Below are 15,443 nucleotides of genomic sequence, written 5' to 3'. Positions count from 1 at the left end.
CAGGAAACTGAATTTCGCGAGGGTTATATCGTACAGATAAGGGGATTCTGGTTCAATCTGATGTCATGGGTTCCTACAACATTTTACGAAAAGCATTCCCAAATGCGTTTAACCGCTATGGGATAGAGAGGTGCGTAGTTCACCCAAGGAGAATCAATCTCTCGAAGTAAAAGTGAAGGGAATTTCTGAAATGGAATTCAGTCTGTCTATATTTGACTATACTTTTGCTAACTATAGTAATTGCCTTTTAAAATGTGATTCGACGCAATTAGCTAGGGTTTGCGGCAAAAAGTTTTTCGTGGGGGCAGGGGGGGTGTGGGGTGTAGGGTTTTACCGATTTTGAGGGGGTCAATTACCTAATTTTCAGGGAAAAAGTCCCGGAATTTTCCCCCCGATCACTCCAATGGTGGGCACTTTTTGAGGGAAAAAAAGTCTAAAAGCGTTATCCAACAAGGTTTTTAGATTTATTCAGCAAGTCCTAAGTAGCTCTGGGATTGCGATCTCGTCCGAAAGTTGATTAGGAAATACATATATAGCGTTTTTCAGTCTGCTGAGGTACAAAAGTTATGGGTTTTAGGCACTCATGCAAAAGGCAAGAGGCAAAAGGGAAGAAAAATAGGTGTACCTCACTAGCTTAGGAAACGCTATATAGAGCTGGCTGAATAATGGTAAAACCCTTTTAAAATAAGGCTTTTGACCTGTTAAAATCCGATGTTAGTGCTAGAAAATCGGATTGGAACCCTCAAAAACCTTGCATTATTCTCCTTGTAGTACATCGCTTGGTACAAAAAACAAGGGCAACAAAGCCTGAAACGACCGGCTACTGACGACCGACGACCGACGACCGACGACCGACTCCTACCCCCAGGAAAAACTTTTTCAGCAGACCCTATATACTAATAAACTTTTGTAACAGAGGATGTTAAGCACTGTTGCAAGATCGGGCAGAATCGGAGGATATCGTTTCTTTCGGCTAAACCCCTGTGGTACACTGCAAAGCGTACTCGCTCGTAAGTATGTAGGAGAAAACCTGAGTGTTAAGAGTCGCTGTTGTGGGTTCAGGGCCGGCCGGTTCTTCGGCGGCAGAAACATTAGCTAAAGCAGGCATTGAAACCTATTTATTTGAACGCAAATTAGATAACGCTAAACCCTGTGGTGGAGCGATTCCTCTCTGTATGGTGAGCGAATTTGACCTACCTCCTGAAATTATCGATCGCCGGGTGAGAAAAATGAAAATGATCTCCCCCTCTAACGTCGAAGTCGATATCAATCTCGATAATCAAGACGAATATATCGGTATGTGTCGTCGGGAAGTCCTCGACGGTTTTATGAGAGAACGCGCCCATAAATTAGGAGCGCATTTAATCAACGGAACCGTTTACGGTCTCGACATTCCCACCAATAGCACCGATCCCTACACCCTACACTACGCCGATCACTCCCACGGCAATTCCCAAGGAGAAATGAAATCTCTGAAGGTGGATGTGGTTATCGGTGCCGACGGTGCTAATTCCCGCATTGCCAAAGCTATTGATGCCGGGGATTACAACTATGCGATCGCTTTCCAAGAACGCATCCGTCTTCCCCAAGATAAAATGGCCTACTACGAAGACCTGGCCGAAATGTATGTAGGAAAAGACGTATCCCCCGACTTCTACGCTTGGGTATTCCCCAAATACGATCACGTCGCCGTCGGTACTGGCACAATGAAGGTCAATAAAGCCATGATTAAAGACCTACAAGCTGGTATTCGCGCTCGCGCGGCCCGTCGTCTGGAAGGGGGCGAAATCATCCGCGTGGAGGCTCACCCCATCCCCGAACATCCCCGTCCTCGTCGTGTAGTTGGTCGTGTGGCGCTGGTGGGAGATGCTGCGGGAACAGTTACCAAGTCTTCGGGAGAAGGCATCTATTTCGCCGCTAAATCGGCGCGGATGTGTGCCGAAACCATTGTCGAAGTCACTAACGGCGGCCAAAGTATTCCCACAGAGGAGGAGTTAAAACTCTACCTCAAGCGTTGGGACAAGAAATACGGTATGACCTATCTGGTGTTAGATATTCTGCAACGAGTTTTCTACCGTACCGATGCCACCCGGGAAGCTTTTGTGGAAATGTGTTCCGATAAGGATGTACAGAAGATGACTTTTGACAGTTATCTCTATAAAACCGTTGTTCCCGCTAATCCTCTCGTACAGATGAAGATTACTGCTAAAACCATCGGTTCTCTCCTGCGCGGTAACGCTTTAGCTCCTTAAAATCAATTGATAACCAGAAAACCCAATCTCCCCATGGCGGTGGTTGGGTTTTCTTTTGGGTTGTTTCTTCCTATCTTCTCTAATTGAAACAAAAATAAGGTATGTTATACTAAATCCGTTGATTATAGGCTACATATTAGGATATGACTGAAAATTCCTTCTTCAATGAGCAAAAAGAACAGTCCTTGATCAAAGCTAGGATTGTTGAGAAATATTTCTGGGCTTGGGCAAAAGTTATAATTTCAAAAGTTAAGAAGGGATCGTCTTCAAACCAGAAAATCGCTTATGTTGACCTTTTTGCTGGTGCCGGACGATATAAAGATGGCTCAAAATCAACCCCAGTAAAGGTTCTAGAAACTGCCATCGCCGATACAGATATGCGAAATATGCTGGTATCGATCTTTAACGATGCCGATGTCGAAAATGTTAATTCTCTTCAACAAGCTATAGATTCAATTCCGGGCATAGAAAATTTAAAATACCGCCCTCAAATATCAAAATATGAGGTGGGAGAGGACATAGTTAAAATCTTCCAAAGCATGAAATTAGTTCCCACTTTATTTTTTGTTGATCCTTGGGGTTACAAGGGGCTATCTCTTCAACTTGTTAATTCGGTCGTCAAAGATTGGGGTTGTGATTGCATCTTCTTCTTCAATTACAATCGCATCAACATGGGTTTAAATAATGATGCAGTCAAAGAACACATAACTGGACTTCCCCCGTATAAACATACTAGCTATGGCTAAAAGTCTTACAGAGCCTGAGTTACAGCAATAAAATACTAATGAACTACTGGACACAAAATCCTGAAGTTCTTACGCAGATAGGGTTTGAGGCAAAAATTTTCAAATTTGACCTTTAGACCATTATAGCTTGTTTCGGGGCAGAAAATCAGCAAAAACATGGCTACAGAGGGAATCCCTTACTCTAGAGATTAATGACACTATCTGTTAAAATCAGGTTAGCGATCACTATACAGCCAACTCTACGGAATCGCTCTACTCCAGATACAGTCAACGGTACAGCCATTTTCAAGTGAAAAATGTACCCAGTAGTCTCTTTTCAATTTTTTCTTAGAAGCGACCTGCAGTAAGGGTTTTGTTAATTTTTTAGTATTTATGTATGGGGGAAGTCCAGACATAAATGCGCTATTCGGACAAGTAGGAGCAGATCAACTCCGCGAACGATTGAAAACACTTACTCCACAAGAGCGTGAGTTAACCGTTGTAGAATATATCTGTGAAGCCTTGAAAGAAATGGGGGGTAAATATGTGCTTCCATTTCGTTTCAGACATGAAATGGGAAATCGTACTAGCCATCACCTAATTTTTGTAAGCAAGCATTCTAAAGGCTATGGAATTATGAAAGAGATAATGGCTAAAGAGAGTTCTGAACAGACGCAGGGCGTACCATCTTTTGAGTATAATCCTGCAACTCTTCAACAACCGTTACTCTTTGAGCTAACCCGTCCTCTCGATCAACTGGAATCTATGTTGTTGGACAATTTTTCAGGTAAAACTATGACGATGGTAGAGATTTACGACCAGCATCATCAGGGAAAACCGTACATTAAAAAGAATTACAAAACTGCCCTTAGCAATCTTGAATCTCAAGGAAAAATCACAGTACATTCACCCGAGGACAAAAAACGGCGAAAAGGAACGTTTGCGGATGATTTAAAGGTTACATTTCCAGTTAAGCAATAAGCTCTAATTTTTCTGAACGCCTCGCTGATTTAAGTGGGACACTTCCCCATTTTTGGATATGCTGATTCCAGGCATTAGGCATCTCGTCCCAGATTTTATCATCAAGTAATCTACCCCCTGCTTTCGGTGTCCTTCCCCCAACTTGTTTGAAAAAAAATGCTACCCCTGAATTTTGACATTGATCGCGGATATCCCTTGCCCAGTCAAGTTTCATCGGGCGATGTTTTTGCCCGGATTCTCCGCCGACAATAACCCAATCAATGCCAGTTAAATTAAGTTCTAGTGGTCCTAAAAGTGGCTCACAGGAAATGAAACGCACTGAAACAGGCACTGTCCGAAGATATTCAATCCGATCTATGTGGTTTTGGTTCTCGACAGATACACCTAGCCAAATGTTTTCTGGAAAATCTAATTTAGACGCTAAATCACCTAGACGGCTTTGTCGCTTTGTTAAAATCTGATATATATGCCAAGGTGTTGAATGAATAACTGAGAAAACTTGTCTGATAAAGTCGAGAGGCACATCATCATGAAAAAGGTCACTCATTGAGTTGACAAAAACTCGACTGGGAGTGCGCCAACGTAAGGGTTCTTCCAATCTTTCTCGATGCAAAGTTAAGGTGAATCCATTGGGAAAGTTTTTGGGAAAACGCTGTGTAATAGCTTCGGCATAACAATGCAGACAGCCAGTGCTAATTTTATCGCACCCAGTTGTTGGATTCCACGTTTTATCAGTCCACTCAATACCAGTGTGTGTACTAGACATATTTCAACTCCACAAGCTATATCTATGACAGACGCTACCTGCCGATAATTAGCAATTTACTTGTACTATACCATTGTTTGACAAGTACAATTGTCGCTGCACTCACTTTCTAGATTACGCAATCGTCAATGAGTTGCGGTGTATACAAAATATTACATCGTTTAACGAAAACAACAGGCGCTTACGAAGTTATAGCCGGTGCTATGAAATCTAAGCGGCGATCGCCCCACCTGCAATCTCTAAGTAGAGCTTGCTGAATAAATCTAAAAACCTTTTTGGATAAGACTTTTAGACTTTTTTGAAATCCAAAAGTGCCAGGCATGGGAGTGATCAGGGGGAAAATTCCTGGACTTTTTCCCTGAAAATTAGGTAATTGACTACCTCAAAATCGGTAAAACCCCACACCCTGCCCCCAGGAAAAACTTTTTCAGCAGACCCTAAATAATTGTTTAATCGGTAATTCTTGAGGAAATCTAAAATCAGAACTCAACCGGCAAAAAGGGTGAGAGAATAAAAACATAGTTCAGAGAGTAAGCTGTTCGTAATTTAAATTGCTTGTTGACTTGCACTCTTGCAACAGTAAAGGGATTGGGGGAGATTCGGCTAATCTAAGAATAAGCGATTTAAATACGTCTTAGCTTAGAAGCTATCAAGACAAGCTTTGCAGTCGTAAAATCCATAATTCGGGCTAGTTGGAGGCTGATAACTGACTTTCAGAAAAGCGGGATTCAATTTAGTAGAACAAATCGCGACAATCTGTCAATCTACTGAAAAAAAGAGAGAAAACTTATGTTTTGTGAACAATGCGAACAAACCGCTAGTGGTAATGGTTGTCATCAGTGGGGAGCCTGTGGAAAAAGTCCTGAAGTCAACGCTGTTCAAGACTTATTAGTTTATTGTCTGCGGGGATTAGCATCGGTGGTTTTAAAAGCCAAAGAAGCGGCGATATCTACTTGCGAAGCTGATATTTTTACCTGTGAGGCGCTTTTCGCCACCATGACCAATGTTAACTTTGATCAACGGCGTTTTACTGATTATATTCAGCGTTGTTTAGAGATTCGGGAAAATTTAAAAGCACAATTGGGATCGCTGGACTGGTCTGCACTTGCCAACTATCAGCCTAATTTTAATGAGAGTCTAGTTAGCCAAGGTCAAGAAGTATCCTTAGAACTAATTGAAAAAGTGCAAGACCTCGATATTTTTTCCCTAAAGTTAACCGCTATCTACGGAGTTAAAGGTCTGGCTTCCTATACTTTCCACGCTCAGGAATTAGGTCAAGAGGATGACTCGGTTTATCAGGTTATCCAAGAGACTTTAGCGGCGATTGATCGGGGAGATTTAAACCTGAATGATTGGGTGGCAATCTGTCTAAAAGTTGGGGCAGCAAACCTGCGGGCTATGGAATTATTAGATCAAGGTCATACCGAAACCTACGGTCATCCCATACCGACAAATGTTCCCTTAAATCCGCGTCTAGGCAAAGCCATTTTAGTCTCCGGCCATGATATTAAACAATTAGCGGCTTTACTGGCACAAACTGCCAATACTGGGATAACAGTCTATACCCACGGAGAATTATTACCCGCCCACGGTTATCCAAAACTCAAAGAAAAATATCCCCATCTCTACGGTCATTATGGCACCGCCTGGCAAAATCAAACTAAGGAATTTGCTAAATTTCCGGGGGCAATAGTTTTAACTACTAATTGTCTCATGCCCCCCCACGAAAACTATGAAAGTAAACTCTTTACCCTCGGACCTGTGGGTTATGCCCATATTAACCGCTTAGAAACAGTGGACGGTGCGATCGATTTTAGTCCCGTGATTGCTAAAGCGCAGTCATTGCCCGGATTTACTGAAATAAGCGAACCTCGGCAGGTAATGGTGGGATTTGCCCACAATACCGTTCTTAGTGTCGCTGATACGGTGGTTGATGCCCTTAAACAGGGTAAAATCCGTCACTTCTTCCTAGTTGGCGGCTGCGATGGGGCAAAACCCGATCGCAATTACTACACCGAATTTGTGGAACAAGTTCCCGAAGATTGCATCGTTTTAACCCTTGCCTGTGGAAAATTCCGCTTTTTCGACAAACAATTAGGTACTATCGAAGGATTACCCCGGCTAATGGACGTGGGACAATGTAACGATGCCTATAGTGCCATCAAAATCGCCCTAGGATTAGCCAACGCTTTTAACGTTAGCGTCAATGAGATTCCCCTCTCCCTAATTATCTCTTGGTACGAACAAAAAGCGATCGCTGTACTGCTCACCCTGCTGCATCTAGGTATGCAAAATATCCGTCTGGGACCAACTTTACCGGCATTTATCTCCCCTAACGTCCTGAAATTCCTCTCCGATACCTATCACCTGCAGCCGATTACCACCCCCGCAAAAGACTTAGCCGATTGTCTAGGTTAAAACTTTCTGTAAAAATCCCACCCTTGGCCACAAATTGTGGCCTATGGGAAGGAGAGGGATATTATCCTCAAGGAGAATAATTTTTATGTCCGTAATCACTTTAAGCATTGATGGCAAAGATGTAGCGATCGAAGCAGGTTCGCGAGTTCTGGCGGCAGCTAGTCAGGTAGGAATAAAAATTCCCGCCCTCTGTCATCTGGATGGGGTTTCCGAAGTAGCTGCCTGTCGCTTATGTTTGGTAGAAATTGAAGGTATTAATAAATTATTACCTGCCTGTGTAACGGAAGTGGCGGAAGGAATGGTGGTCCATACCGATACCCCAAAACTGAAAGAATATCGCCGCATGACAGTGGAATTATTATTCGCTGAAGGTAATCACGTTTGTGCGGTTTGTGTGGCTAATGGTAACTGTGAATTACAAGATTTAGCCATCGAAGTGGGTATGGATCATAGTCGTTTTCCCTACCGTTTTCCCAAGCGAGAAGTGGATATTTCCCATGATCTTTTTGGTATCGATCATAATCGTTGTGTTCTCTGTACCCGTTGTGTACGAGTCTGTGATGAAATTGAAGGGGCGCACGTTTGGGATCTGGCTTATCGCGGCGAAAAAGATAAAATTATCGCGGGAATGGATCAGCCTTGGGGCAGCGTTTCTGCCTGTACTTCCTGCGGCAAATGTGTTGCCGCTTGTCCAACGGGAGCCATATTCCGCAAGGGTTCCGCCGTTTCTGAAAAAGAGGAAGATCGATCGAAGTTGGAATTTTTAGTTAACGCCAGGACTGAACACCAATGGACGCGTTAGCGAAAAATGGTAGATTCTCAAAACGCTCGTTGGGGACATCTAGGTATTTATGCCAAGTATCTGCGGGCGGAAATGGCTCTGTATGACGAGATTATGGGGATGAATGAAGATATTCGCTTGATTTCCGATTACTGCGGTATTTCTGCTCAGGAAACTCAACGAGCAAAGGACTACGCTTTCGGTAGCGGTGTCAGTCAGCATGAATTTTGGCCTAGTATTGATATGGCAAAGGCGTGGTTGCGGATGGCGCGAGGACAGGGAACGGCGATTGATCGTGTCTTTCTACAACACGAAATCTTAGAATCGGATTTAGTGATCAATCAGGGTATGAATCAGCCTTCTGCTCACGAAATCGCTCAAGCTCAATATGGTTGGTCTGTCCTACTGCGTCAAGGGAATCAATAATGTTATGAATGATACAAATCTCGAACAGATCTTTCTGCAAGCCTTGGATCGCTGTCTATCCCTGCTGGATTATCAATCTCAACCAACCAATTTAGCTTGGTCCGCGATCGAACTTTTCGCCGAAGTTGGGCGATTTCCCCAGATGCTTCCTCAATTCTGTGATCAATACCGAGAGCGTGTGGCGGCGGCAGATCGGGCGATCGAGGATTACGCCAGTAGTGTGGATAATTGGACAGTCAAGGGGACTATTTTCGGGGCGCAGGATCAATGTAATATCTTGCATTTTTTTCTCAATGTCCACACGAAAAAATTTAAGTTTTTTAGAGGTGAAAATTGGACACCACAGCTAATCTGTGAATTTTTGCAAGAATGGAAGGGGATCGATCTTTTTTCTTTAATTGCAGATAATCAGGAACTTGTCGAGACAGGCAAAAACCCTCCCCTCGGTAAACAGCCGCTTTTCTATTAGCTAGTAATCACTATTGCCCAAACCTAACAAACAAGGAATTAAAATTATGTCTAAAATTCGCTTCGCTACTGTCTGGTTAGCTGGTTGTTCGGGATGCCATATGTCCTTCCTCGATTTGGACGAATGGCTGTTAGAATTAGCCGAAAAAGTTGACGTGGTGTATAGTCCCGTTGGCTGCGATCTGAAAACCTATCCGGAAAATGTCGATGTCTGTTTAGTGGAAGGAGCGATCGCTAATCAGGATAATTTAGAACTAATTCATCTAGTCCGTCAAAATACCAAAACCGTCGTTTCTTTTGGTGATTGCGCTGTGACTGCTAACGTTCCCGCTATGCGGAATATGTTAGGAACTGCCGATCCCGTGCTAAAAAGAGCTTATTTAGAGTTAGGAGATAACACACCTCAACTACCAGAAGAACCCGGTATCGTTCCCGAATTATTAGATCAAGTGCTGCCCGTCCATCAAGTCATTCCCATCGATATTTTTATGCCGGGTTGTCCCCCCGATGCGGACAGAATTCGCGAGACACTGATTCCGATTTTAAAAGGGGAATTACCGGTGATGGCAGGACGAGAAATGATTAAATTTGGTTAATTGAATCAGTTATCAGTTATCAGTTATCAGTTATCAGTTATCAGTTATCAGTTATCAGTTATCAGTTATAAGATTTGAGTTTTAAGATTTGAGTTTTAAGATTTGAGTTTTAAGTTTTGAGTTTTAAGTTTTGAATGAGCAGTATGTATTAGGTGAGCCTGATCAAATGCCAGTTTGCTGCTGTCTTTTCGCTGATTACTGTTTACTGATTATACTAAATCTGCTGAGTATAGGCTACAGATCAGGAGAGGCACTCCTGCAAGCGGAGTGACTCCTAAATTATTACAGATGAGTCAGCGGCTGCGTGTAAGCATCCCACCAAAAAACTAATGCGCGGGGGGTTTGGGGGCGGCGCCACGCCCCCAACGGGGGGTTTGGGGGGTAGAACCCCCCAAAGGCTTGGATTGAGTGATAAAATCGAAAGTAATACTAAATCCGTTGAGTATGGGCTACATATCAAGAGAGGCACTCCTGCAAAACGGAGAATAAATAATCAGTTTTTAATAACTGGATTTAGTATTACTGATCACTGAACATCTAAATCAAGTTAAAATATCCGCTCCTAACATCCGTTGATATTTGGCTTCTAAAGCTTGTTTCAAGTTGGGCAAAGTGATTAAATGGGGATCATCTAACATAATTTTTTCGGCGGCATCTCTTGCCAAAACTAACACCTCTTGATCCTCGACTAAACTAGCGAGGGCAAAATCTGGTAAACCCGATTGTCGTTGTCCTAAAACTTCCCCCGGACCGCGAAATCGCATATCCATTTCCGAGATAAAAAAGCCGTCTTGGGATTGTTCCAAAACCGTCAATCTTTGACGAGAATTAGCACTATTAGTGCCACTTAAAAGTAAACAATAGGATTGATGGGAACCTCTGCCTACGCGCCCCCGTAATTGATGTAATTGTGAAAGGCCAAAACGTTCGGCATTTTCAATTAACATCACCGTGGCATTGGGAACATCCACCCCCACTTCGATAACCGTAGTTGAGACAATAATTTGCAGAATATTATCGCGAAAAGCTGTTAAGATTTCCTCTTTTTCGGCGGAACTCATGCGACCATGGAGTAAACCGATATTAAAATTGGGAAAAATCTTTTCTGATAGATTTTGATATTCTTCCACCGCAGCCCTCACATCTAATTTTTCCGATTCTTCAATCAAGGGAAAAATCACATAAGCTTGTCTGCCTTGGGCAATTTCACGGCGAATTAAATCATAGGCAGCCCTTCTTTGATTCCCATTTAAAGCGGTGGTTTGAATCGGTTGCCTGCCGGGGGGTAACTCGTCAATTTGACTCACATCTAAATCCCCATGCAGGGTTAAAGCTAAAGTACGGGGAATCGGTGTTGCTGTCATGGTTAAAACGTGGGGAGACTCTCCTTTGCTTAATAATCTTGCCCTTTGTTGTACCCCAAAGCGATGCTGTTCATCAATAACAACTAACCCCAATTTGCGGAAATTAACTGCATCTTGAATTAGGGCATGAGTTCCCACTAAAAGTGGTAATTCTCCTGTCTCTAATTGGGCATGAATTTCTCGCCGTTTAGCGGTTTTTGTGGAACCAGTTAATAATTCTACGGGTAAATGTAAGAGATTAAACCAGCTAACTAACTTACGATAATGTTGTTCTGCTAAAACTTCCGTGGGAGCCATTAATGCCGCTTGATAACCGGATTGTAGAGCCGCTAAAATGGCATAAACTCCGACAATTGTTTTGCCAGAACCCACATCCCCCTGCACAAGACGATTCATCGGGGTGCTAGAATCTAAATCCTCTAAAATTTCCTCAATAACTCGTTTTTGAGCATTGGTTAATTGAAAGGGAATTATCTGATTAAATTGCTCAATTAGTTGACCCCTAGCACTAAAAATAGCACTTTTCTGTGTCTGACGATACTGTTGCCGCCGCCGCAGAAAACCCAATTGCAAAAAGAAGAATTCATCAAAGACTAATCGCCGTCGAGCTTGACTGAGAATCTCGGAATTATTGGGGAAATGAATGTTAGTAATTGCTGTTTTTAAATCGATTAATCCGTATTGTTTTCTTAGACCAAAAGGTAGGGGGTCTTTTATCGCCTCTACTGCCCCAAAAGCGGCGACTACAGCCTTCCTAATTAGGTCGGCGGGTACTCCATCGGTGAGGGGATAAACCGGCAGGATACGCCCGATTTTTAAGGACTCAATACTTGCCCCAGAACTGTCTAATAATTCAAATTCAGGATTTTCTAAAGTTAACCCATATTTACCCGCTTTAACTAAACCACTAACCGCCACCACCGAACCGACGGGATAGAGTTTTTTTTGTCCTTCTTGCCAAGCTCGATTAGTATAGCGAGTTCCCGCATAGAAACGGTTTAATTTTATCTGTCCAGTGCGATCCTGTAAGAGCAATTCAAAGATAGCTAACTTGGTATTTTTGGGGCTATTAAAACAATTACAGCGCTTGACATTCCCCACTAAAGTTACCGTTTCCCCCTCGGTTAAATTAGCGATATTGACTTGACGACTGTAATCCACATGATCCCGGGGATAATAATATAATAAATCTTCAACTTTGTGGAGGTTTAATCTTTCTAAAAGACTGGCTTTTCTCTCTCCCACTTCCGCTAGATATTTCAAGGGTTGTTCGAGGGTGACTTGCCGTGGAGAATTAGCCTTTGTCGTGATGGGAGTAGTATTAATAATTTTCGCCGCAGCTGGTTCTTTTGGGGTGGGGGCTGCTTCTAAAGTTTGCCGTAATTGTTGCAAAAAATTGCGAGTTTCGGTGACTAATTGTTGTCTTTGTTTAGAATCAAATTGGGAATATTGGGCAAATTTTTGGGCTAATTCTCGCCAGCGATTTCTCTCACTGGTGGAAATTCCCACGGGAGGATTATCCCCGAAACTAAGACAGAAAAACTCGCTAAAACGGTACTGATTTCCCTGAAGATCGGGATAACCTTTTTCCGCTTCTACAGATAAGGCTTTTTGTAATCTCACCCAGTCGGGTATTTCCCCTTTCATAATTGTCTCTTGACTCCAAATTTCCTAGTATTATGTTTCCCTAATACCTCTGTTTGATCATAACTGATTAATCATACCAACTACTGCGCCACGCCGCTTCCGCTTGAGCAATAGTATATTCTTTGCGAAGGTGATGATATTGTTTACCTAGACGATTTAATTGTTCCCAAAGGGAGCGAATTTGATTTCTTTCGACACTTAAGCGCGTGTCAGCAAATTCCAGTTCAGCCATTCGTAGATGAATTGCCGTTACTTTAGTGACTTTGCCACTTGAAAAATCATGATCATCCCCATCATCTTCATCTTCATCTTCATCTTTTTCTTCCTCTGGTTCAGGGTTTTTAGCTTCTACTAAAATGTTTAACATATTATTTCCTCCACCTAGGGATTGTCCCTCTTCTCCCGCTTGAATTGCCATATCGAGAATTTGACTCGGTAGATGAGGGGGAAGAATATAAGCTTTTTGTAGTTGCTGATTAATTTGTCTAGAGATATGATTGAGAATCTCGATACAGTTTTTTTCCAGCACTCGACAACAATAAAGTAAAATATCGGGGTTATTAATCTCTCCAGTTGCGGCTAGATTTTCCGGTTTGTTTAGAAAAAGTTTCAAGAAATCTGGGGTGTTAACTGTCTCTGCTGGACTTTTAGAGAATCCTACCCCTGAAAATGCGCCTCGAGCGAAGCTCCGCTCACCCAATTGCTGTAAACTGGCTTTAGCCTCTTGTCCTAGAGCTTTGATCTCCTCTTGTAGTTTCTGACGATTGCTGTGGGAGAGAGCCAGAAATTCCCCCCCATAGTAACGGGTACAGATATAATACACTGCCCCGATCGCCTGTTTATAGAGAGATTCACCGAGTAAATCAAGATAAATTCGGTATTTTTCCCGCATTCTTTCGGCTAAATTTGCCACTTCCGTTTCTATGTTCTTTAAATCTTGTTGTAGCTTGTTCAGTCTTCCAGTCATAGAAATTTTACCGAGGGAGAAGTTAGCGATCGGCGAATTCTATTATAGCGACTCACTGTCAGCTATAGCACCCTGACATGGGGGAAATGTTTAGACGAAAAGAAGGTAAACTGGAATCTGTGCTGGGTTTATCGGCTTTAGGTTCAACTTTAGAACAAATTGCCCAAGCCTTGCACTTAACTTGAGAAAAAGTGCCAGAAATATCAGAAACCCATGAAGATAATCTAGCAGTAAGCTATGACACCGTTTCTGATCAAGATAAAGTGTAACCTAATTTGCTATCGACCACCGACTCGCCAAAACGAAAACTTTCTACCTCACCATCAAGATAACTGCTGTACTCAAATTTATGACTAGCAATCCTTCCGCTTCTTTAAGATTAAAAAAAAACAAAATTACCGACACAAATATCACTCTCTCCCATGGCAGTGGTGGCAGAGCAATGCGGGATTTAATTAACGAGATATTCGTTAGTAACTTTGATAATAACCTACTGGCACCCCTTGAAGATCAAGCCCGATTTGAGATGAAAGATTTAGCTAAAATAGGCGATCGCTTGGCATTTACCACCGATTCCTATGTGGTTTCTCCCCTATTCTTTCCGGGGGGTGATATTGGCAGTTTAGCAGTCAATGGAACCGTTAATGATTTGGCTGTCGGTGGGGCAATTCCTCTCTATCTCAGTTGTAGTTTTATCCTCGAAGAAGGTTTATCTATCGACACCCTAAAAACCATCGTTACCAGCATGAAAATAGCCGCCGACAAAGCAGCGGTAAAAATCGTCACCGGGGATACAAAAGTCGTTGCCAGGGGACAAGGGGATCAAATATTTATTAACACCTCTGGAGTGGGAGTAATTCCGGCTGGAATCAATTCCGGGGCGAATAATTTACAAGTTGGCGATCGCATTTTGCTGAACGGTTTTCTGGGGGATCACGGTGCCGCCATTCTGATTGCTAGGGGCGAATTAGACCTACAATGCACAATTGAAAGCGATTGTCAAGCACTGAATTCTTTAATTTCTGCAATTCTGGCAGTTTGCCCGCAAGTTAAAGCGATGCGTGATGCCACTAGGGGCGGATTAGCCACGGTTTTAAACGAATTTGCCCAAAGTTCAGGGGTGGGAATACAGGTGCAGGAAACGGCACTCCCCATCCGGGAAGAAGTGCGAGGAATGTGCGAATTATTGGGATTAGAACCGCTTTATCTGGCAAATGAGGGCAAATTAGTCCTTGTAGTGCCTCCAGAGGCAGAAAATCGCGTTTTAGCAGTGATGCGTTCCCATCCTGACGGTAAAAATGCCGTTTGTATCGGGGAAGTCGTCGCTTCTCCCCCCAATTTAGTTTACTTAAAAACCCCTTTCGGCACTCAAAGGATTCTCGATATGTTAGTAGGTGAACAATTACCGAGAATATGCTAATTAGGGTTTGCTGAAAACGTTTGTTGTTAGGGTTAGGAGTCAGGAGTCAGGAGTCAGGAGTCAGGAGTTAGGGGTTAGGAGTCAGGAGAATTAAGAATGAATAATAGTCAATTAAATGGTCTATTTACAGATTTTAGGCAATTTAATCCTTATTTTTGCGGTTTTTGAACCCTCAAATAGTTGGGTTTTTGGGGTTTTGGGGTTTTAGTTGAAATTTCCCTGATCACTGATCAGTGATCGGGAGCATCTCACTTATGCCATGAGTATTAATACTTAAGAAAGGCAGAAAAAAATAAGAAAAGAGTCTGTAGAATATAAGGCATTGCTGATTTAGGGTATGATTAAGGAGGAAGGATATCTCCCAAAAATAACCCTGATCAAGCTCAGAAATTAGGGAATGTCCTGAATGTCAATCCAATCATATCAATAAAAATGGTCATAAAAAAGGAAAACAGAACTATATTTGTGTGAACTGTGGAAGACAATTTATAGCAATTCTTGGAGCTATGAGGTACAATAGAAAGCAAATAGACAAATAATAGAACTTACCAGCTTCCTATGAGACCCTATTCCGTAGATTTTCGCCAAAAAATTATCGATGTCTGGAAGAAAGAAAAAATTTCCATTCGAGG

General features: G+C 42.5%; 12 protein-coding genes and 2 pseudogenes. 11 read left to right on the top strand and 3 right to left on the bottom strand.

Annotated elements, in window-relative coordinates; translation table 11 throughout:
• Positions 1 to 11: 11 nt before the first annotated feature.
• From H6F92_RS26185 to tcmP, 4 genes and pseudogenes are all read left to right on the top strand, one after another.
• A pseudogene (locus H6F92_RS26185) lies at positions 12 to 170 on the top strand (IS200/IS605 family accessory protein TnpB-related protein); the annotation flags it as partial.
• 864 nt (positions 171 to 1,034) lie between these two features.
• Positions 1,035 to 2,252: a geranylgeranyl reductase gene (chlP, locus tag H6F92_RS17500; RefSeq protein ID WP_190358882.1), complete on the top strand. Its 1,218-nt coding sequence runs from the start codon at positions 1,035 to 1,037 to the stop codon at positions 2,250 to 2,252.
• Between the two features lie 143 nt (positions 2,253 to 2,395).
• The gene (locus H6F92_RS17495) at positions 2,396 to 2,998 is read left to right on the top strand and encodes a three-Cys-motif partner protein TcmP (protein ID WP_242030178.1); all 603 of its coding nucleotides are present in this window, start codon (positions 2,396 to 2,398) and stop codon (positions 2,996 to 2,998) included.
• A gap of 372 nt (positions 2,999 to 3,370) precedes the next feature.
• The gene (tcmP, locus tag H6F92_RS17490; protein ID WP_242030177.1) at positions 3,371 to 3,958 is read left to right on the top strand and encodes a three-Cys-motif partner protein TcmP; all 588 of its coding nucleotides are present in this window, start codon (positions 3,371 to 3,373) and stop codon (positions 3,956 to 3,958) included.
• On the opposite strand, the gene H6F92_RS17485 is transcribed toward tcmP, so the two are convergent.
• Positions 3,948 to 4,724 carry a DUF5131 family protein gene (locus H6F92_RS17485; protein ID WP_190358881.1) on the bottom strand — a complete coding sequence of 259 codons (777 nt, stop codon included), beginning with the start codon at positions 4,722 to 4,724 and terminating at the stop codon, positions 3,948 to 3,950. The genes tcmP and H6F92_RS17485 overlap by 11 nt on opposite strands.
• Positions 4,725 to 5,513: 789 nt before the next feature.
• Here H6F92_RS17485 and hcp point away from each other — a divergent pair.
• The 5 genes from hcp to H6F92_RS17460 all read left to right on the top strand — a co-directional run bounded on the left by hcp (position 5,514) and on the right by H6F92_RS17460 (position 9,413).
• On the top strand, positions 5,514 to 7,142 hold the full coding sequence (hcp, locus tag H6F92_RS17480) for a hydroxylamine reductase (RefSeq protein WP_190358880.1): 1,629 nt from the start codon (positions 5,514 to 5,516) through the stop codon (positions 7,140 to 7,142).
• Between the two features lie 85 nt (positions 7,143 to 7,227).
• On the top strand, positions 7,228 to 7,944 hold the full coding sequence (gene hoxU / locus H6F92_RS17475) for a bidirectional hydrogenase complex protein HoxU (RefSeq protein ID WP_190358879.1): 717 nt from the start codon (positions 7,228 to 7,230) through the stop codon (positions 7,942 to 7,944).
• 6 nt (positions 7,945 to 7,950) lie between these two features.
• Positions 7,951 to 8,349, top strand: a complete 399-nt coding sequence (locus H6F92_RS17470) for a hypothetical protein (protein WP_190358878.1) — start codon at positions 7,951 to 7,953, stop codon at positions 8,347 to 8,349.
• Positions 8,350 to 8,353: 4 nt separating this feature from the next.
• Positions 8,354 to 8,818 carry a hypothetical protein gene (locus H6F92_RS17465; RefSeq protein WP_242030176.1) on the top strand — a complete coding sequence of 155 codons (465 nt, stop codon included), beginning with the start codon at positions 8,354 to 8,356 and terminating at the stop codon, positions 8,816 to 8,818.
• 46 nt (positions 8,819 to 8,864) lie between these two features.
• Positions 8,865 to 9,413, top strand: coding sequence for an NADH-quinone oxidoreductase subunit B family protein (locus H6F92_RS17460; protein ID WP_002740992.1), 549 nt, complete (start codon positions 8,865 to 8,867; stop codon positions 9,411 to 9,413).
• A gap of 542 nt (positions 9,414 to 9,955) precedes the next feature.
• Here the strand turns inward: H6F92_RS17460 and recG are convergent.
• On the bottom strand, positions 9,956 to 12,424 hold the full coding sequence (recG, locus tag H6F92_RS17455; RefSeq protein WP_190358876.1) for an ATP-dependent DNA helicase RecG: 2,469 nt from the start codon (positions 12,422 to 12,424) through the stop codon (positions 9,956 to 9,958).
• A 67-nt stretch (positions 12,425 to 12,491) separates the two neighbouring features.
• Positions 12,492 to 13,391, bottom strand: a complete 900-nt coding sequence (locus H6F92_RS17450) for a hypothetical protein (protein ID WP_190358875.1) — start codon at positions 13,389 to 13,391, stop codon at positions 12,492 to 12,494.
• Between the two features lie 349 nt (positions 13,392 to 13,740).
• On the opposite strand from H6F92_RS17450, the gene hypE reads away from it, so the two are divergent.
• Together hypE and H6F92_RS17440 are read left to right on the top strand one after the other, a co-directional pair.
• Positions 13,741 to 14,811 carry a hydrogenase expression/formation protein HypE gene (hypE, locus tag H6F92_RS17445; RefSeq protein WP_190358874.1) on the top strand — a complete coding sequence of 357 codons (1,071 nt, stop codon included), beginning with the start codon at positions 13,741 to 13,743 and terminating at the stop codon, positions 14,809 to 14,811.
• 389 nt (positions 14,812 to 15,200) lie between these two features.
• A pseudogene (locus H6F92_RS17440) lies at positions 15,201 to 15,323 on the top strand (IS1/IS1595 family N-terminal zinc-binding domain-containing protein); the annotation flags it as partial.
• Positions 15,324 to 15,443: the final 120 nt, after the last annotated feature.

Origin of the sequence: Microcystis wesenbergii FACHB-1317, from assembly GCF_014696875.1 — a bacterium.
Taxonomy (GTDB): Bacteria; Cyanobacteriota; Cyanobacteriia; order Cyanobacteriales; family Microcystaceae; genus Microcystis; species Microcystis wesenbergii_A.
Note: the sequence above shows the minus strand (reverse complement) of the source record. Positions and strands in the feature narration are given on the sequence as shown.